This is a genomic window from Microcoleus vaginatus PCC 9802 (assembly GCA_022701275.1).
Lineage (GTDB): Bacteria > Cyanobacteriota > Cyanobacteriia > Cyanobacteriales > Microcoleaceae > Microcoleus > Microcoleus vaginatus_A.
On the sequence record CP031740.1, the window covers coordinates 2695050 to 2715863 of the forward strand.

Sequence of the window (20814 nt, forward strand, 5' to 3'; positions counted from 1 at the left end):
TGATTAAAAGAACTAAAACACAGAGTAGAAGTTGCCAGAAATTATTAAGCTCCACTGCCTAAATTGTTGTCAGAGCCAGACAAACTAAAACAAGTTTCGATAAATCTGATGCACAATGCTTTACAAGTTATAGAGAATTGCCGAGTTTTAAAAGTAGAGGTGAGAGCAGAAAATCAGAGCCTGCTCGTCAGTGGCAACTGAATTCCCGGGGAATTTGGTCACGAATATTTGATCCGTTCTTTACCACAAAACCCGCCGACGAAGGCAGGGGGTTGGGACTGGAGATTGTTAAAAAAAGTGTGGAAAAACATTCGGGTAAAATAAAAGTAACATCAGTTATCGAGCCAAGGACGTGTATTGTGTCAATTCCGATCGCCGTTTAGCGTGAGCGCACTAAAAATCATACCCCTGCGCGACTAAAAATGCAACTCTAGACCGATGTCGAAGCTGGACTGGGGTGAGCATACCGCGACTGTAAAATCGGAAATCTAAAATGGTATTAAGTGTCGGTTCCGCCTGCATCTATCCCCCTTGATTTGCCCATGTTAACAACAGTGTCTGATACCCAAAGCTTGCTAGAACAGGCGATCGACCCCAAACCACCGGTGCTGCCTCCAGACACACCCTTGAAAGTCGCAATTGCTGCCATGACAGAGGCGAGTGCCAGTTGCATTTTAATCGCCTTTGAGCAGCAATTGCTCGGAATTTTTACAGAAGGCGATGTTGTGAAAATAACTGCTAGCGAAATACCGCTAGCAGGGGTGGCAATTTCTGAGGTAATGACTGAAAACCCGATCGCCATTTCCCTCGATAAAACGGGGAATATCTTCAAGGCATTGAGCATATTGCGATCGAAAAGAATCCGTCATTTACCCCTTACAGACGAAGGTGGCAACTTGCTAGGCGCTATCACTTGCGAAAGCATCCGTCAAATCCTCAAACCAGCCGACTTGCTGAAAATGTGGCGCGCCGAAGAAATTATGACTACACAATTAATAGTTACCTCAAGCAGCGCCTCAGTTTTAGAAGTCGCAAAACAAATGAGAACCCAGCGGAAAAGCTGCATAGTCATCTGCACTGACAGCGACAACAAAAATCAGAAACCTGTGGGCATAATTACAGAACGCGACATTGTTAAATTCCAAGCTTCTGGACTAGATTTCGCACGTACTCCCGTCACCGCCGCGATGAGTTTTCCGCTGATACCGTTGCAGGTAAAAGCCACCTTGTGGCAGGCTCACCAGTTAATGCAGCAGCACGGCATCCGGCGCTTGGTGGTGGTGGACGAGGAAGGATATTTAGCCGGAATTGTGACTGAAATTAGCCTGCTGCAGGCCTTAGATCCGGTAGAAATGCACGCAAATGTCGAGCTTTTGCAGGAAACAGTTGCCGACAAAATTCAGGAGTTGAACAAAATGAACGAAGAATTGCAAAAAGAAGCGTTGCGGAGAACAAAAGTCGAGGAAAAGTTGCGAATCTTAAATGATAATTTGGAAGAACAAATCCAACAGCGAACTTTAGAATTAATTAATGCCAACAGTCAGTTAAAAAAGGAAATACAAGACCGCACCACCGCTGAAGCTGAAGTTCGCCGCCTCAACACCCAACTCGAACAGCGAGTTCTAGACCGCACAGTTCAACTAGCAGCCAGTAACGAAGAATTGCAGCAACAAATTAGCGGTAAAAAATTGCTCGAAGAAAAATTGCACTTTTCTGAAAGGAAAGTCCGCGCCGTTTTTGAAGCGATGACCGACATCGTTCTCGTGCTAGACAGTCAGAGGAACATAGAAGTTTTGCCAACGAATGTGGCAGCGGCTCCTGAGCCTGATTGTGATATAGTCAGCTTGACCATAGAACATTTTTTTGACGACGACAACCCGGATGATTGGTGGGTGTTAGTTCAGCAAGTATTAGAAACACAACAAACTCTCAATTTTGACTACAGCTTAACAGTTTGTGACCGCGAAATTTGGTTTTCCGCCTGCATTTCTCTGTTCTCAAAAGATGCAGTCATTTGGGTTGCCCGCAACATCAACGCCCGCAAAATAGCCGAGTCAGCGCTGTGCCAAAAAAATGCAGAGTTATCTCATACCTTAGAAGAACTGAAGCGGACTCAAAAAGAACTCATTCAATCAGAAAAAATGGCAGCCCTCGGACAGTTGATTGCCGGAGTTGCTCATGAAATCAATTCTCCTTTAGGGGCGATTCGCTCTTCTGTGCAGAACATCGCCGACTTCTTGACCGAACAATTGCAGCAGTTGCCGACATTTTTTCAACAACTATCCCCGGAACGGCGGCAGGATTTCTTTGCTTTGCTACACAATTCCCGCCACGAAACAGATACATTATCTAGTAAAGAAAAACGTCAGTTAAAAAAACTTTTGCAGGGGCAATTAGAATCAGAAAACATTGACGACGCCGCCAGTCTTGCCTGTACTTTATTAGATATCGGCATCTGCAATAATGTAGAACGTTTTTTGCCTTTGTTGAAAGACAGCCAAAGTCGAAATATTGTAGAAACTGCCTACCAATTTGCTACGGTACAAAAAAGCACTAAAAATATTGCTACGGCTACGGATAGGGCAGCCAAAATCGTTTTTGCTTTGAAAAGCTACTCTCGTTACGACCAGTCGGGTTCCAAAGTAATCGCTAATATTACCGACGGTATTGATACTGTTTTAACGCTTTACCACTACCAAATCAAACACGGTGTGGAAGTAGTCAGAAACTATGGTACTAATTTGCCCTCTGTGCTATGCTATCCTGATGAACTAAATCAAGTTTGGACAAATTTGGTTCACAATGCTTTACAAGCGATGGGCAACAAAGGAGTGTTAAAAATTGATGTCAAACACCAAGGGAACGCAATATCAGTCAGTATTACGGACAGTGGTCCAGGCATTCCCCCAGAGATTATGCCGAGAATTTTTGAGCCGTTTTTTACAACTAAACCTCCAGGGGAAGGCAGTGGTTTGGGATTAGATATAGTTCAAAAAATTCTGGAAAAACACCAAGGTGAACTGCAAGTAGAAAGCGTGCCTGGTCAAACAAAATTTACTATATCCTTGCCCATCGAAATCCCTTGATAGTAATTAAAAAAAGAGGGAAATGCCCCTAAGTTTAAAATTTAATAGAAGTAAACTTTTATGCCTAAACCAGTAATTTTGTGCGTTGACGATGAAGTTGTAGTCTTAAATAGTTTAAAAATTCAACTTAAAAAAGAATTTGGGGATGCTTACCTCTATGAAGTAGCAGAAAATGCAGATGAAGCTCTGGAAATTATCGAGGAAATTCAAAAAGAAGATGAAAGTCATATTTTGATCATAGTATCTGACTGGTTAATGCCAGGTATTAAAGGAGATGATTTTTTGATTATGGTTCACCAAAAATATCCCAAAATTGTGAAAGTCATGCTAACCGGGCAAGCCGACGAAGTAGCAATAGCACGGGTGAAAGAGCAAGCCAACTTGCACCGTTGTTTGTACAAGCCGTGGGAGCGCAAAGAATTAGTAGAAACTATAAAATCTGGTTTGGCAAAAATATGAACAATAAACCTGTGATTATTTGCGTGGATGACGAACCGATAATTCTTGAAAGTTTGAAAATTGAGTTAAAAAAAACCCTGGGGGAAGAACACTTATTAGAAACCGCTGAAGGCGGCGAAGATGCTTTGGAGTTAATAGAGGAATTACTGGCGGAGGGTTGCGAAATCGTAGCAGTGATTTCCGACTATCTGATGCCAAATATCAAAGGAGACGAATTACTGAAGCAGATACACAGAATTTCGCCAAAAACTATCAAAATCATGCTGACGGGGCAAGCAGACCTAGAAGCAGTGGCGAATACTATTAAATATGCTAAATTGTACCGATACATATCGAAACCTTGGCAGTCAGAAGATTTGAAGTTGACGGTAAAAGAAGCGATTAACAGCTATTTTAGGGAGAAGCAATTAGCGGAACAAAATGCTCAACTCCAAAAGCTAAATCAAGAATTGGAAACTTTAGTCGAGGAGCGGACTGCACAACTGCGCTTGTCTGAGGAAAAGTTTGCTAAAGCTTTTCGTTCTTCTCCCAACCCGATTACTATTACCAGACTTAATGACGGTCGTTATTTAGAAATTAATGAGGCTTTTTGCCAGACCATCGGTTATTCAGCAGCAGAAATCCTCGATCGCACGGCGCTTGATTTGAATCTTTGGGAAAATATACAAGCCCACGCCGAGTTGTTTAAAATGTTAGATGAAAAACAAATTATTCTCAACTACGAATTTAATTTTCGCACTAAAATAGGGGAAGTCAGAACCGGGTTGCTGTCAGCAGAAATCATTGACATTCATGGCGAAACCTGCGTGATTTCTGTGATTCAAGATATTAGCGATCGCAAATTAGCGGAAGAAAAACTCCGAGCTGTAGCGGCTTCTTTAGCAGCAGCGCAAAGAATCGCCCGTGTCGGTAATTGGGAATGCGATTTCTCTGCCAACACAACTACTTGGTCGGAAGAGTTATCTCGGATTTTTGGACTCGATCCAACCCAGCCTGCGCCAACACTAACTGAGTTTTCGCAATACGTGCATCCGGACGATCGACAAAAGTGGCAAACAACGATCGACACTGCTATTGCTAGCGGGCAATCTTACAGTTTGGAATATCGAATTCTGCGCCTGGAACCGGAAATTGCTGCGGATAATTGCCCCTCCCAAATAAGTGAAGCCGGCTTCATCCGCTACATCGAAGCCAGAGGAGAAGTAGTTGTCAACCAACAAGGGCAAGTGACAAAACTCTTCACAACTTTGATGGACATTACCCCACGCAAGCTGGCAGAAATAGCCCTAGCAGAGAGCGAAGAAAAATACCGTCATTTAGTTGAAACTTCCCAAGATATTATCTGGTCTTGCAATGCTCAAGGCCACATTACTTTTGTGAACCAAGCAGTTAAACAAATATACGGTTACGAGCCTGAAGAAATGCTCGGTTGTTCTTTTAGCGATTTCTTGGCACCAGGAGAAATAGACTGGAAATGGGAACTTCAGCAGCGCTTGCTGACGGGAAAAACTGTGTTTCAGTACGAAAATATAGTATTGGGAAAAGACGGCAGAAAGATTGATGTAAATACCAAGGCGATCGCGCGCATGGACGCTGAAGGAAACATCATCGGCACAACAGGCACTGCTAGCGATATTACCGAACGCAAACAAGCTGAAATAGTCCTGCAAAAAGCCAAAGAAGAAGCTGACAGAGCCAACAGGGCAAAAAGCGAATTTCTCTCGAATATGAGCCACGAATTGCGGACTCCCCTCAACGCAATTCTCGGTTTCAGCCAACTGCTGGCCCGCGACCCAAACCTCGGTGCCGACCAACAGCAATACTTAGGAATTATTAGCCAGAGCGGGGAACATTTGCTCGTTCTGATCAACAATATTCTGCAAATGTCAAAAATTGAAGTCGGGCTGGTGACACTTAATAACAGCACCTTCGACTTGCACAAAATGTTAAAAAATACTGAAAATATGCTGAAGCTGCAAGCCGGAAAAAAAGGCTTGCAGTTAATTTTTGATTGTCGACCAGACCTACCTCAATATATAGAAGCGGACGAAAGCAAATTGCGACAAGTATTGATAAATGTCGTCGGCAATGCTATTAAATTTACTGCAGAAGGTGGTGTTAATTTGAGAATTAAACATGAGCTGCTAAAAAACAAAAATTACCCCGAAATTTCGGCAAGTGACAATTGCTGTTTGCTATTTGAAGTGCAAGACACTGGTTCAGGAATTTCTGCGGAAGAAATGGACAATTTGTTTAAACCTTTCGCGCAAACAGAAAGCGGAAAAAAAGCTCAAGAAGGAAGCGGTTTGGGCTTGCCAATCAGCAAACAGTTCGTTCAGTTAATGGGAGGGAAGATGACGGTAACAAGCACCCTCGGTCGCGGCAGCATTTTTAGATTTGATGTTAAAGTTTCGCTCCCTAATGAAATGGAAATTCAGGTGGCTCAAACAGCTCGCCGAGTGGTGGGTCTTGAACCCGGACAGCCAGAATACCGGATTTTAGCTGTTGACGATCGCCTGGAAAGCCGCTTGCTGTTGGTCAGAATGCTGACATCGCTCGGCTTTGTGGTGCAGGAAGCTGAAAATGGCGTTCAAGCTGTGGAAATGTGGTCGAGTTGGGAACCTCATTTGATTTGGATGGATATGCGAATGCCGGTGATGGACGGTTACGAAGCTACTAAACAGATTAAAGCGCATTTGAAAGGTCAAGCAACGGTGATTATTGCTCTGACTGCAAGTGCTTTTGATGAGGAGCGATCGCTGATTTTGTCTGCTGGTTGCGATGATTTTGTAGCGAAGCCTTTTCGGGAGCAAGTGATTGTGGAAAAGATGGCTAAGCATCTGGGAGTCCGCTATGTTTATGATCGAGAAGCTTCGCTAAGTTCTGAGGCTGCGGTGTCCGCCGAGGTTTCCATGGCAAATGAAACGGCTGATTTGGCTTTTACGCTCAATACTTCATTTTTGGAAGCTATGCCTGCTGAATGGATTGATGAATTGTATTCTGCGGCGGATGCGGTTGATAACGAGGAGATTTTTCGGCTGTTGTTGTCGATTCCTTCTATTAATGCTAGTTTCCGCAGCGCGATCGCCGATTTGGCGAATAACTTCCGATGTGATCGGATTATCGATTTGATTGAGGAGTTTAGAAATTGTTGAAGGATGAAAGAAGAAGGGATTGAACCAGGTTCAGGATTATTGATAATTTAGGTCGCTCCCCTCTTTGTAAACTCCTCTGTCGGCGATCGGGTAATTTACTTCTAGCCAAACTCCACACCCTGGTAATCATCAGTCATTCCCAATTCTTTAATCTCAAATCTCAAATCTCAACTACGATAAGTTCTGTAAATATCAAAGCAGTTGATTGAAAAGGGAGTGCTATAATGAGTATTTAACCAGTTTTCCTAATTTCAACAATTCTTAAATTAACAAAAAATAGCAATCGATGACACAAAATCAAATAGAAGAAAATAAAGGCAACATATTAATTGTTGACGATACTCCAGAAAATTTGCAAGTTTTATCAGCAACGCTGTCGGATCGCGGCTACAAAGTCCGCGGCGTAATTAACGGCAAAATGGCCATCAGAGCCGCGCGATCTGGTTCTCCCGATTTGATTTTGCTTGACATCAAAATGCCGGAAATGGACGGCTACGAAGTCTGCAGGCAGCTCAAGGCCGATCCGAAGACATCAGAAATTCCTGTTATTTTTATCAGCGCTTTAGATGAAGTATTGGACAAAGTAACCGCCTTTCAAGTAGGAGGGGTAGATTATGTCACAAAACCGTTTCATGTAGCAGAAGTTTTAGCGCGAATCGAACACCAAGTGACTATCCAAAGACTGAAAAAACAATTGCTCGATCGCAATAAAGAACTGCAAGAAGAAATAATAGAACGCAAAAAAGCCGAAGAAGCAGCGGCCGCTGCATCGCTCGCAAAAAGTCAATTCGTTGCCAACATGAGCCACGAATTGCGGACTCCCCTCAACGCCATCCTGGGTTTTACCCAAGTCATGAGCCGCGACTCTTTGCTCAGCCACGAAAATATCGAAAATCTCCGAATTATTAATCGCAGCGGTCAACATTTGCTGGAACTAATTAACGATGTTTTAGACTTGTCGAAAATAGAAGCAGGGATAATTGGCTTAGATGAACGCAGCTTTGACCTTTATCAACTCCTCGACACTCTCGAAGAAATGTTTCAAATCAAAGCTGAAACAAAAAAAATGCAACTGAGATTTTCCGTCCACACCAATGTTCCCCAATATATAAAAACTGACGAAAAAAAGCTGCGCGTCTGCTTAATTAACCTGCTGGGAAATGCCATGAAATTTACTCACGACGGGGGCCGTATCTGGCTGCGCGTGAGCGTGGAAAGCAACCAGCCGCAGCAGCCTGCAGAATCGGAAAGTCATCCTAACTCTACCTCAGTCGAACCGTTGTTAATTTTGTTTGAAGTTGAAGACACGGGAATTGGCATAGCAACACCAGAAATTGATACTTTATTTGATGCTTTCGTCCAAACACAAGCTGGGAGAAAAGCGGCTGATGGTACGGGGTTGGGTTTGACAATTACTAAAAAATACGTGCAGATTATGGGCGGCAATATTTGGGTAAAAAGTGTTTTAGGTGAGGGAACCAGTTTTAAATTTAATATCCCAGTATTTGCGGCTATTTCGTCTGAAATAACAGTGGCGACATTGCAGCGGGTGATCGGACTAGAAGCAGATCAACCGGTTTATCGGATTTTAGCAGTTGACGACAATCAAGAAAATCGGCTGCTCCTGGTTAAATTGTTGCAACCAATTGGTTTTGAAGTCCGAGAAGCAGAAAATGGCTACCAAGCTGTTGAACTTTGGGAAAGTTGGCAGCCTCATTTAATTTGGCTGGATACGCGAATGCCGGTAATGGACGGTTTTGAAGCTGTGCGACAAATTAGAGCTAAAGAGAAACAAACTCAGTGGCGAACTATAATTATTGCTCTGACTGCTAGCACTTTTGAGGAAAAAAAAGGCGAAGTTATCGCCGCAGGTTGCGACGATTTTGTGCGGAAACCTTTTCAAGAACAAATCCTCTTTGATAAGATGGCTTGCTACTTGGGAGTGCGCTATCTTTATCAAGAGTTGCCCCGCCTCCCAGCCGGGGCTTTACGGCGTTATTGTGTGAGGGAAAAACCCGATTCATTTTTCGGAGGGCTGCTGGCTCAGATGCCTCAAAGCTGGGTGCAGGAACTCTACGATGCAGCTAATGATGTTAATGAAGAGCTGGCGATTCAACTTGTCGATCGCATCTGGGAAAGTCATCCAACTTTAGCTGATGCTTTAAAAGATTTGCTTGCCGATTATCGGCTCGACAAGATCATGGATTTAACTCAATCGAGTTTAAAATAAATGGATAATAGCGAAATTAAAGTATTGGTGGTTGATGACCAACCGAGCAATCTGCGGTTCTTATCCAAACTACTAACATCCCAGGGATATCAAGTTTACCGAGCTATTTGCGGTCAACTGGCGTTGAATGTTGCGAGCACCCATTGCCCCGATTTAATTTTGCTCGACATTAGAATGCCGGAAATGAACGGTTATGAAGTTTGTCGGAGACTGAAAGCGACACCGGAAACCGAACAAATTCCGGTGATATTTTTAAGTGTATTAGATGAAATGAACGATAAATTACAAGCTTTTCGAGTAGGAGGGGCCGACTATATTACTAAACCATTTCAAGTAGAAGAAGTTTTAGCACGCATCGACAAGCAAGTCGGCTTGCAAAAACTGCAACAGCAATTAAAAGAACAAAATTATCAACTGCAACAGTCGCAGTCGCTGCTTGCTAGCATATTAAATAGTTCCTTAGACTGTGTGGTGGCTTATTCTGCAGTCCGCAACAGTGAGGGAAATATTGTAGATTTCCAGTGGCTCTTGATCAACCCTGCTGCCGAAAAATTTTATGGTTTCCTATTAAATGAGATAGTTGGCAAGAATTTGTTAGCCAAAGTTTCCCAAGTTAGCAATAACGGGTTATTTGATTTGTATGTTTCTGTAGTAGAAACAGGAGAAACTGTAGACCAAGAATTTTATTACGAACAGGAGGCAGATACAATTATTTGGCTGCACATTGTGGCGGTCAAATTAAACGATGGTCTGGCAGTAACCTTTCGTAATATTACCGAGCGCAAACGAGCAGAAATTGCTCTACGAGACAGCGAAGAACGCTTCCGCGCGATATTCGAGCAAGCTGCGGTCGGCATAGCTAAAACCGCGCTTTGCGGTAAATTTATACGGGTAAATCCCGGCTTTTGTCAAATTGTTCGCTATGCACAATCCGAATTGCTACACCAAAACTGGGAGGCAATTACTCACCCCGATGACAGAGAAGCGGACAGAGAATACTTGCGCTCGCTGTTATCCGGGAAGATTCAAACTTTTTCTGTGGAAAAGCGGTTGCTATGTAAAGATGATGCTGTGCGCTGGGCAAATGTTACTGTTTCGGCAATGCGCGATGTCAAAGGGACGCTGCAGTATTTGATTTGTGCGATCGAGGATATTTCCGAACGCAAGCTAGTACAAGAACTGCTGCAAGCGAGTTTAGACACTCAAACCCGCTACGCTCAAGAATTAACTCGTTCTAATGCCGAACTAGAACAGTTTGCTTACGTGGCTTCTCACGATTTGCAAGCGCCTTTGAGCACGATTGCCGGTTACGCTCAACTATTAGAAAAACGCTTTCCCAACCAACTTGATGCCCAAGGGAATAAATTTATCCGCAATATTGTTAATTCTTGCGAGCGGATGCAGGCGCTGATTGATGACTTGCTGGAGTATTCGCGGGTCGGTCGCAGTCAGAAACCTTTTGAGATGATAGATTGCAATCAGGTTTTTGAGGATGCTTGTGCTAATTTGCATTTGGCCATCCGCGAGAATCAAGCTTCAGTTACGAGGGGGGATTTGCCCATGGTAAAAGGTGACTGTTTTCAACTGCTGCAACTGTTTCAAAATTTAATTGGTAACGCCATTAAGTACCGCAGCAGTGAAGCGCCAGTGGTGCAGGTGGACGCTTCGCGTCAGGGGGATAGCTGGGTGTTTTCAGTGCAGGATAATGGTATTGGGATTGCCTCAGAGTACCATCCGCGAATTTTTCAGATTTTTCAGCGCTTGCACACCCAAAAACAGTATTCGGGAACTGGTATCGGTTTAGCGATTTGTCAAAGAATTGTCGATCGGCACGGCGGCAGCCTTTGGGTAGAATCAGAACCCAATCAAGGCTCGACTTTTTATTTTTCTATTCCTCTAACAAAGTGAAGTCAGCAGTCCGCCTGAAGCAGTCACCCGTCCTTTACTTAAGCTTTAAATATCTTTATCTTTTCTTTACAAAAATGCTTATAAAGTGTAGCATATTCACTGATGACATGGAGCTAAAAATTTATCAATATAAATCTATTAGCTCTCTCCTTATACAACTTATAAATCAGCGGTGCGCGCAAGACTTGTTAATTTTTTTCAACTGTATCGAGAGCATCTTGCTTTGGGATGCAGTAGTTTCCCTCGTAGTTCGCGGACAAGGATTTGTGATGTGTTTGCAGTTTGCCGCTTCTCGCACAGACTGCCAAGTGAAACAAGCATGATTCGCAAACCTTTGCAAATGGAGAAAAACTGTAAATTGCTGCAACACAATTTCAGTGTTGTCAGCCAGATTTACCGGATGATGGCAAGAGATGCTTTGCAGGTACTCAGACACGGCTCAAAGTGCCGCAACCTCACAAAAGACGTTCGTAGTGAGGCAAAGCCGTGAATTATAAAACGAAAAAATTTACTCTTTTAATAGCAAACGATGACGAGGATACGCGCTTTTTGATGAAGGAAGCACTGCGAGAAGTTCGATTAGCAATTACGAGTGAATTTGTGGAAAATGGAGAACAAGTGCTAGACTACTTGTATCGTCGTGGTCAATATTTTGCTAGCAGCAATTGGCATCAACCAGACTTGATACTTTTGGATCTAAATATGCCGAGGCTGGACGGGCGCGAAACACTAACTTCGATCAGATCTGACCCCCATTTGCAACAAATTCCGGTTGTAATGCTCACAACTTCCCACCGCAGAGGAGATATCTTGCTTTGCTACCGCTTGGGAGCCAATTCTTTCATATCCAAACCAGTCACTTTTGAAGGATTGCTTGAAGTAATGAAGACTTTATGTGAGTATTGGTTTGAAATAGTTTCACTCCCGCCGGATATGTAAAGTTTAATGGAGGGCTAAATCCATAGTTTGAGTGTATAGTGAATTTGATAAGCCGAAATATTTGCCGATCGCAAGTATCGCTCTCAAAACAAAAAAGTTGCCTTCGACTCGCTCCGAACGCTATAGTTGTGTTAACACGTAACCAATGTCTGAAAATTTTGTTGGTTGAGGATGACCTGGGAAATCCGACAATGATCGAAGACCTTCTAGGGTCATTCAGCGACTCTCTATTTCTTCTCCAAACTGTTAAGTCTCTGGAGATAGGAGTTGGGCGTCTGGAAGTAGACAAGTTTGACGCCGTACTATTAGATTTGTCAGGGTCAGACAGCTTGAGGGGAAGCGAGGATCTCGCAGTTTTGAAAGGGCGATGGCCCACATTGCCAATTGTGGTGCTGACAGATATCAACGATGAAAATATGGCCCGGTCGGTATTGCGCTGGGGCGCTCAAGATTGTTTGGTAAAGGGAAGATTTCACAGAACTCTGCTGGTGCGGGCAATCCATTACGCAATCGAACGCCAGCAAATCGAAGAACAATTGCGGCAGCAGGCTCTCCGACAGCGGCTGTTGGGCAAAATGATCGAACATATTCGATCGTCAATAGATCCGGCAAGCATTCTCCAAAATACCGTTGCAGAAGTGCGCCAATTTCTCCAAACAGACCGCGTTTTAATTTATCGCTGTCAGGATTGGGTGTCTCAATTGGACGGGGAAGAGCAAAAAGGTGCGATCGTCGCCGGTGACGGTTTGCCAGAAGGTTATATTGAAAACCAAAATATTAGTGCTGCTTTGGCGGTGTCATGCTTTGTTTTAGTCGAATCCCAGTCGGTACAAGCAATAGCAGATGTCAGCACTGCCCCCTTGGCTGGCAGTTGCAAAGAATTGCTGGCAGATTGTGAAATTGCAGCAGTTATCAGCGTGCCAATTTGGCAATCAGGCGACTGGGAAACGGCAAAAGAAACACAAGAAGCCCCTGTTTGGGAAGGCGAAAAAAATCAAGATGCAGCAGAAAATTATATCTGGCAGCAGGCGAGTGGCAAACCGCAGGCGCAGGGTAAAAATTTGCCGGATTCGATCGCAGAAAATGACAATAGTTTGTGGGGAATGCTGACAGCCTACAATTGCAGCGGTGTCAGGGAATGGCAGCAGTGGGAAATAGATTTTTTACAGCAGTTGGCAAATCAAGTGGCGATCGCGATCGAACAATCTCAACTTTACCGCAAGCTAGCAATAGCCAATCAAAAATTGCAGCAACTGGCAACTACTGACGGACTGACTGGCATTGCCAATCGCCGCCAGTTTGATCGCGTTTTGAGCTTAGAGTGGCGCCGATTGGCAAGAGAGGAACTGCCGCTGTCTTTAATTATGTTTGACATCGACTTTTTTAAACTTTACAACGAGTTTTATGGGCATCTCGGCGGGGACGATTGTTTGCGCCAAGTTGCCGGGGCGATGGCCAGAGGCACCAACCGGGCTGGGGATTTGACTGCCCGCTACGGTGGCGAAGAATTTGCCCTAGTGCTGCCGAACACCAGCGCCCAAGGGGCAAACGTTGTCGCCCGGAAAATTTGCGACGGCATCGCCAGCTTGAAACTGCCCCACGCGCGATCGTCGATCGGGCCCTACGTTACCCTCAGTTGCGGCATTGCGACAGCGATTCCTTCTGCCCAGGAATCTCCCAACACCCTAATTCGCAGCGCTGACAGCGCCCTTTATCAAGCCAAAACCGAAGGCAAAAATCGCATTTGTCACGCCAGCAGTAACTCGGAATCTTCCCCGATTTTTATGTAAAAGTTGAAGGTAATTGGTAATTAGTAAGAACGTGTTTGATTTTTCACTCACAACTCACAACTCATATTGTTGACCTTTGCATCAGAATAATAATTTTCTGAGTGCACTGCCAGCGGGATGCTATCGAGTGACCCAGAGCAAGGATAATGCTCGCTGGCAGGGTATAATTCCCATGTTACGGTATTTGATATTACTCATTTCCGCTTCCCAATTTCCAATTACCAATTGCTAATTTCTTGTCCCAAATTTGAATTCCTACCAGTTACATTCGGCCGCACGGGAATTTCAATCAAAAACTCCGCTCCCTCACCCGGTGTCGAAATACAACTCAATCTGCCGCCGTGGCGATCGACGATAATCGAGTGAGAAATCGACAATCCCAAACCCGTACCCTTGCCCACAGGTTTAGTCGTGAAAAACGGGTCAAACAGCCTCGATCGCACTGACTCCGGTATCCCCCGCCCGTTATCCGCAATGGATACCGCTACGAAGCCGGAAGCAGCCTGATAAGTGCGAATAGCGATCGTGCTGGGATGTCGATCGCACTCCTGGATCGGACGCTGCTTGTCTCGTTCTTCCAAAGCATCGATCGCATTAATTAAAATATTCATAAATACCTGATTCAACTCGCCCGGAAAACATTCAATTTGTGGCAATAGTTGGTAATCTTTAACAATCTGAATTTCCCGATGACTGCTGTGAGATTTTAACCGATTTTGCAAAATCATCAAAGTGCTGTCCATTCCCTCGTGAATGTTAACCGACTTCCCAGCAGACTCGTCCAATCGGGAAAAGTTACGCAATGATTTCACGATTTCGACAATTCGCTCGGTTCCTACTTGCATCGAATTAAACAATTTCGGGAAATCCTCAGCAATATAATCCAAGTCTATTTCATTAATTTTATCCAAGACTTGGGCTGGAGGATTAGGACAGTAATGCTGGTAAAATTTAATCAACTCCAGCAAATCTAAAGTGTAATTGCGAGCCGGACTGAGATTGCCGTGAATAAAGCTAACGGGGTTATTAATTTCGTGAGCAACACCAGCAACTAACTGACCCAAACTCACCATTTTTTCATTTTGAACGAGCTGAGCTTGAGTGGTTCTGAGTTTGTTAATAGCTGCTTCTAACTCTAGCGCTTTTGAACGTTCTCGCGCTTCCGATTCCTGCAAAGCTGACTCGGCTTGTTTGCGATCGGCAATTTCACTTTGTGCTTGCTCAAACAGCATCGATTGCTGGATCGCGATCGCCAACTGCACGCTAATTTGTTTGAGACACTCGACCTCAATTTCCAGCCAGTGGCGGGGACCCGCGCACTCGTGAGCAATCAATAGCCCCCACAACTTCTCGCCTTGCAAAACTGGCACTACCAAATTAGCTCGCACCTGAAATTGACTTAATAAATTAATGTAGCACTCGGAAAGATCAGCTTGGTAAATATCATCGACAGCTACAGCACGACCGTGTTCGTAAGCAGAAGCATAGCTGTCTTCAAAGCAGGAATCGTTAATAGTTATTCCCTGAATAGCCAGCCAATCTTGGCCCACCGACTCGACATTTACAAAACCGCTCCAATCGGGATTAAACTGATAAATAACTGTCCGGTCTGTTTGTAAAAAGTGCCGTACTTCCGCAACAGTTTTTGTCAAAATTTCTTCTAAATTGAGAGAAGAGCGAATGCGTTCCAGCATTCCTACGACCAGGCGTTCTCGCTTTAATTGCTGGCGCAAGATAGCCTCGGCAAGTTTGCGAGCGCTAATATCTTCAATCACCCCAATTACATAGCTAGGTTCCCCAAACCCATCCCGCACTAAAGATACAGTCATATTAGTCCAAACAAATGAACCATCTTTGCGAATAAAGCGTTTCTCAAGGGAATAATTAAAAATTTCCCCAGCTAACAGTCTGTCGCGCGACTCGACATCGGCTGCTACATCTTCGGGGTGAGAAATATCCCCAACATTTCGCGCTTTCAGTTCCAATTCCGAGTATCCGACAATATTGCAAAAGCCTTGATTTGCATTCAAAAATTGACCGTCTGGCCACACTTTAACAATGCCGATCGCTGCTTGTTCAAATACAGCTCGAAATCGCTGTTCACTTTCTTGCAAAGCAGTTTCGGCTTTTTTGCGATGGGTAATGTCCATTGCCGTGCCAAACAGCCGCACCACCTGACCAAACTCATTTTTAACAGATTGTCCTTTAGCGTTAACGTGCCTGATTTCTCCTGATGGAAAATAGATGCGGTGGTCGATGTCGTAAGCTGTCCCTTCAGTCACTGCCTTTTGGACAACTTCTGCAAACCTTTCTTTGTCATCCGAATGAATTTGCTCGAAAAGTTCTTCCATTGTCGGTGGCAGATTCAATTCTCGACCGTAAACTCGAAACAGTTCTTCCGACCAAGTAATAACTCCTGCCTCCCTATCGAATTCCCAATTGCCGATGCGGGCTATTTTTTGCGCTTCTTGTAACTGTTCGGCAAGTAGTTGTAGAGATGCGATCAACTGCGTTTTTTCCGCTTCTGCTGCAACGCGGGCACTGATATCTTTGTGAGTGCCTGTCATCCGCAACGGCCCGCCCCATTCATCGTACTCGACTACCTTACCCATCGCCATAATCCACTGCCAATTTGCCGCTTTGTTGAGCATCCGAAATTCAACTTCATAGATATCAGTGCCACCTTCCAAATAGGAGTTTAAAGCTTCCATTACCTTCCCTCGGTCTTCGGGATGCAGCAAAGTTTCCCAACTTTTGAGGTTGTTTTCTATTTCTATTTCGGCGTAACCCAGCATTGATTTCCAATGAAAGTCGAAATAAGTTTCGCCAGTAGCTATATTCCAATCCCACAGCCCCAAAGAACTGGCTGAAACCGCCAACTGCAATCGCTCTTGACTGAGTTTTAATGCCGATTCGGTGCGTTTTATTTCGGTGAGGTCGGCAATTATGGCTATCATTCCTATCGGTTGACTAGCGCTATCTTTAATGCAGTTAGCTCGCAATAAAGCTTCTCTACTATCGCCATTTTTACTCTTAATTTCTATTTCACTGTCCCAGGAAAAACCTTTCCGCAGCACCCTAAATAACTTTCTCAAATCTTGAGATTTGGGGTACATTACTGCTGGGCCGCCGGCATTATTGAGGTCCTCCACTGTATAGCCGTAGCGCTGAATAAATGCTTGATTGTGATAAACGGAATAACCGTCCAAATCTGCGATCGCGATCGCATCACTAGCGCTGTCTACAGCTTGAGTTACCAGGCACAGAGTCAGTTCGGCTTGTTTGCGATCGGTAATGTCAAAAATCGCTCTGTCGAGCCACAAAACCAGCCCTTCTAGATTGTAAGTTGGCCTACCTCTTTCCGAGATCCACCGCACCGCCCCGTCAGCGCGAACAATCCGGTATTCTAGATTGTACGGCTGTTTTGACTCTACTGCTGCGCTGATTTGTCGATCGACCATTTCCTTGTCTGCCTGGTGGACAATGCTGCCAAAACTCAAGCGGTTGTTGCGAATAAAATCCCCAGCAGGATACCCACTAATTACCTCAATTTCATCGCTAATAAATACCATCGTCCGCTCAGCATCATACAAGCTGCGGCAGATAGCGCCGGGAATATTCTCAACGAGCGATCGAAATCTGGCTTCGCTCTCCCGCAACGCTGCTTCTGCCTCTTTTAAATCAGTAATATCCAGCACCATGCCTTCCCAAACTATATCCCCTTCCTGCCCTATTTCCGTCGGACCCTCGACTCGTTCCGGTCTCGAAACCCCTTGCATCCACTTAAGTTTTCCCGACGGTACAATCGCGCGCCATTCCTGCTGCCATGGCTGCATATTTGCCGCAGAAACAGCAATAGATTCTTCAAATTTTTGACGGTCATCTGGATGAATAAAACTAAAAAGTAGTTGAGGATTCTGCTGAATATTTTCTGGTTCCACTTCATATAAATCGCGGCTAGCCGAAGAAATATAAGGAAAACTTTTTTGACCGTCGGTTGATAGGCGAAATTGATAAATTATTCCCGGCAAATTGGCAGCAAGTTGCCGCAGTCTAGCTTCGCTTTCTTGCTGGGCTAATTGTTGGCGCCTATCCTCAGTGATATCTCGAATTATCCCCACGAGAATTTTACTGCCATCGGTATTTTCAAAGACAGTTTTTTTAGTAGACACAATGTGCTTTGCACCGTTGGCGTCCGTAAATATTTCCTCACTCTCGTTTTCTTTCCCCGTCCTAAACACTTGTTGGTCAGTATGCCAAAAAATCTCAGCTTCTTGTTTTGGGAAAAAGTCATAATCCGATTTGCCCAACAGTTCCTCGCGCTGCTTCCCGATCAGCTTGCAAAAAGCATCATTTAACAGTATCCAACGGTGCTGTTCATCCTTGACAAAAAGTGGGTCTGCAACTGCATCGATCGTATAATTCAAAAACTTTTTACTAGCTTCGACTTCTGAAAAAGCTAAAATTTTATCTGTAATATCATTGATAGTTCCTGTCGTCCCCTGCGCCTCTCCGTTCGAGCCCACAATAAAAAATTCTTGCACTTCCACCCACCGAATTTCGCCATTTTTGGTAACATATCGACTTTGATAACAACAGGGTGCGTCTAGATTGGGTTTCCGACCTCTAAACGAATTTAAATAGTGGTATTGCTCCTCAGAATGAATGTAACTCAAACAGGAAGTTCCTAAGCTTTCATCAACGGTAAATCCGGTAATTTCCGTCCAAGCTGGATTGAGAAAAGTCCAATTGCCAGCAGTATTTGTTTCAAAAACGACTTCTTTGATATTGCCAACAACCTGCTGGTATTTTTCTTGACTTTTTTGCCATTCTGCTTGCCGTTTCTGGCGGGCGATCGCGCACCTGAGGGTTCGCACCAGCAGCCGACTGTCTACCTGTCTTTTCACCAGATAATCTTGGGCGCCGGCGGCAATTAGCTCGACAGCCAGTTCTTCGTCATCTGCGGCTGTCAGAATGACGATCGGAATATTTATACCGCAATCTTGAAGTCGGAAAAAAGTATTAAATTTTGGGCTGTCAGGAAGTGAAAGATCTAATAAAATTACATCAAAAATTTTGTCGCTTAAAATTTCTATAGCTTCCCGGAGGCGAACTACATTGGTCATATCAATTGATTGTCCTAGTTGGGGTTCAGACAGCAGTTCTTGAATGAGTTCTGCATCTTCTGCACAGTCTTCTACTAAAAGAATTTTCAAACCAGCAGGCGTTAAAGTTGACTCAAAAACAGATGTCATACCATTTTATATTTTATATTTTTGATTTGAGAGTTGGAATGACTGATGACTATCGCACTTTGGTTCTTGCCTACAGTGGCATTTTTTTTTACTGCTATCCTTTTGCTATTTTTTAGTAATTATAAAATCTCAGCAGCGGATGCAGCTACCTAGCTCATGATTGGGGAATTTTAACCGCACGCTTGAGACTGCGCTGTGTGCTTGCATACCCCGCAGATTTATTTGTAGAATTGAGTTGTTCGCTGCAAGTTTTCCGCCTCGCCCCAAACCTAGTGGCCCAAAACTATCATACTCTTACCAATATTGCAACTCAACTCTGTTTTAATTTACAACCTTTGGCAGGGGAATAGCAAGAGGCAAGTCAAAAGAGCGCGGAGTAATCAAGATTTGCATTGCTGATAGCCTTTGAAACTTTAGATTTTAAATAGCCATTTAAAGCTTGCCTGAAGTAGGATTATTTTTTTTAAATGGTATTACTACTAAGCTAGGAGAATTACCGTTGATTTACAAAATACGCTCTGAAATTGTCTTCGGTTAATGGCCCGAAATTAGCGCCTATTTGTATTGAGAAATGCAAGTCCTCTCTTGAGCGAGGAACCAAGACTTGCATTCCTTGCTACAAACCTAATTACCAACTTAATTACGGTTGTGTAACCGGACACAATTTAACTCAGTTGAGTCGCTCAGTTTTTCTGCGGTTTTGGCAGCACAACTGTAAACACGCTGCCTTGACCGACATTGCTGCTAATAGCAATTTCACCATTAAAAGGTTTTAAAAGTTCAATACAAGTATAAAGTCCTAGGCCAGTTCCTGTCGGTTCCCCTTCGGTTTTTTCCTCGCCTTTAGGCGGCTTGGAGGTGTAAAAAGGGTCAAAAAGTTTTGGCAAATCTTCAGATGATATGCCGCATCCCGTATCTGCAATATCCATGTATATGTTCGAGTCGTCTTGCCGAGTCACGATAGTTATTTCTCTGCTTTTCTTTTCCCACATTGCATCCATTGCATTATTGATTAAATTATAAAATACTTGAGAAAGATAAGAATAAATTAGTGGAATACTGGCAATCTCTTCGTCATAAAAGTATTTTTTTCTAATCTTATTTTTAAAATACAGGTTACCTTCCAATAGCTGAATTTCTCGCTGCACTAAATCGTTGATATTCACAGGGTGCAAATCTTGCTTTTGCTCGTTTCGGCTTTTCATCATCAGAGTATCCATGATCTGATTGATTTTTGTGACAGCTTGAAATATATACTTAGTATAATTAAACAGAGAGTCTTCTTGAATTTGTGTGGCTTTTGTTTCAATCAAATCGACGCTAGTTTGGATCACTTGCAAGGGACTTTTGAGGTTGTGAACCATTCCCTGGGTCAAACGTCCGATGATGGCTGTTTTTTCCTGGTTTATTAATTGCTTGGTTTTTTGTTCAACAAGTCTTTCCAGGTTTTGGTTGAGGTGGGCAAGTTCGAGGTTTTTTTCTTCGAGTTTTTTTTGCAAGCTGCGGATTGTCAAGTGGGTTTGAATGCGGCTCAAAACTTCTTCGTGCTGGAAAGGCTTAGTGATGTAGTCAACGGCTCCTGTCTGAAAGCCTCTTACTTTATCAGGGGTATCGGAAAGGGCGCTCATAAATATGATGGGAATATCTTGCGTTGACGGGTCTCCTTTCAAACGTCGGCAAGTTTCAAAACCGTCAATTCCTGGCATCATGATATCCAAAAGAATCAAGTCTGGATGGATGTAGTCAATTTGCTCGATCGCACTTTCGCCGTCTAGAGCCACTAATACTTTAAACCCGTAATTCCTTAACAACTCGAAAAGTACGTCAAGATTTGTTTGGTTATCATCGACAATTAGTATGATGCTTCTTTCGGAATTCTTATCGTTCATATTCAAGGGAAACATTCAATTGTTTTACTTTTTAGTTGTGGGTTGTGAGTTTAAATCGGATTCAAGTGATTTTCTGCGGCTCTAGAAATCCGGTTGCTTCATA

The 20814-nt window shown here is 43.7% G+C and carries 11 protein-coding genes; 9 read left to right on the forward strand and 2 right to left on the reverse strand.

Annotation, left to right across the window (positions count from 1 at the left end):
• Positions 1 to 62 precede the first annotated feature (62 nt).
• The 9 genes from D0A34_10940 to D0A34_10980 all read left to right on the forward strand — a co-directional run bounded on the left by D0A34_10940 (position 63) and on the right by D0A34_10980 (position 13567).
• Positions 63 to 383: a sensor histidine kinase gene (locus D0A34_10940; GenBank protein UNU19318.1), complete on the forward strand. Its 321-nt coding sequence runs from the start codon at positions 63 to 65 to the stop codon at positions 381 to 383.
• Between the two features lie 159 nt (positions 384 to 542).
• Positions 543 to 3086 (forward strand): CBS domain-containing protein, encoded by a 2544-nt coding sequence (locus tag D0A34_10945; GenBank protein UNU22243.1) that lies wholly within the window; start codon positions 543 to 545, stop codon positions 3084 to 3086.
• A gap of 60 nt (positions 3087 to 3146) precedes the next feature.
• A complete protein-coding gene (locus D0A34_10950) occupies positions 3147 to 3545 on the forward strand; it encodes a response regulator (GenBank protein ID UNU19319.1) in 399 nt (132 codons plus the stop codon).
• Positions 3542 to 6700, forward strand: coding sequence for a hybrid sensor histidine kinase/response regulator (locus tag D0A34_10955; protein UNU19320.1), 3159 nt, complete (start codon positions 3542 to 3544; stop codon positions 6698 to 6700). Before D0A34_10950 ends, D0A34_10955 begins: the two co-directional genes overlap by 4 nt.
• A gap of 286 nt (positions 6701 to 6986) precedes the next feature.
• Positions 6987 to 8930 carry a hybrid sensor histidine kinase/response regulator gene (locus D0A34_10960; protein ID UNU19321.1) on the forward strand — a complete coding sequence of 648 codons (1944 nt, stop codon included), beginning with the start codon at positions 6987 to 6989 and terminating at the stop codon, positions 8928 to 8930.
• Entirely contained in the window at positions 8931 to 10838 is a 1908-nt protein-coding gene (locus tag D0A34_10965) for a PAS domain S-box protein (GenBank protein UNU19322.1), read from the forward strand.
• A gap of 92 nt (positions 10839 to 10930) precedes the next feature.
• Positions 10931 to 11161, forward strand: coding sequence for a hypothetical protein (locus tag D0A34_10970; GenBank protein ID UNU22244.1), 231 nt, complete (start codon positions 10931 to 10933; stop codon positions 11159 to 11161).
• A 163-nt stretch (positions 11162 to 11324) separates the two neighbouring features.
• The gene (locus D0A34_10975; GenBank protein UNU19323.1) at positions 11325 to 11777 is read left to right on the forward strand and encodes a response regulator; all 453 of its coding nucleotides are present in this window, start codon (positions 11325 to 11327) and stop codon (positions 11775 to 11777) included.
• 59 nt (positions 11778 to 11836) lie between these two features.
• On the forward strand, positions 11837 to 13567 hold the full coding sequence (locus tag D0A34_10980; GenBank protein ID UNU22245.1) for a diguanylate cyclase: 1731 nt from the start codon (positions 11837 to 11839) through the stop codon (positions 13565 to 13567).
• Between the two features lie 218 nt (positions 13568 to 13785).
• On the opposite strand, the gene D0A34_10985 is transcribed toward D0A34_10980, so the two are convergent.
• Together D0A34_10985 and D0A34_10990 are read right to left on the reverse strand one after the other, a co-directional pair.
• Positions 13786 to 18822: a PAS domain S-box protein gene (locus D0A34_10985; protein UNU19324.1), complete on the reverse strand. Its 5037-nt coding sequence runs from the start codon at positions 18820 to 18822 to the stop codon at positions 13786 to 13788.
• Positions 18823 to 19505: 683 nt separating this feature from the next.
• Positions 19506 to 20711, reverse strand: a complete 1206-nt coding sequence (locus D0A34_10990; GenBank protein UNU22246.1) for a hybrid sensor histidine kinase/response regulator — start codon at positions 20709 to 20711, stop codon at positions 19506 to 19508.
• Positions 20712 to 20814: the final 103 nt, after the last annotated feature.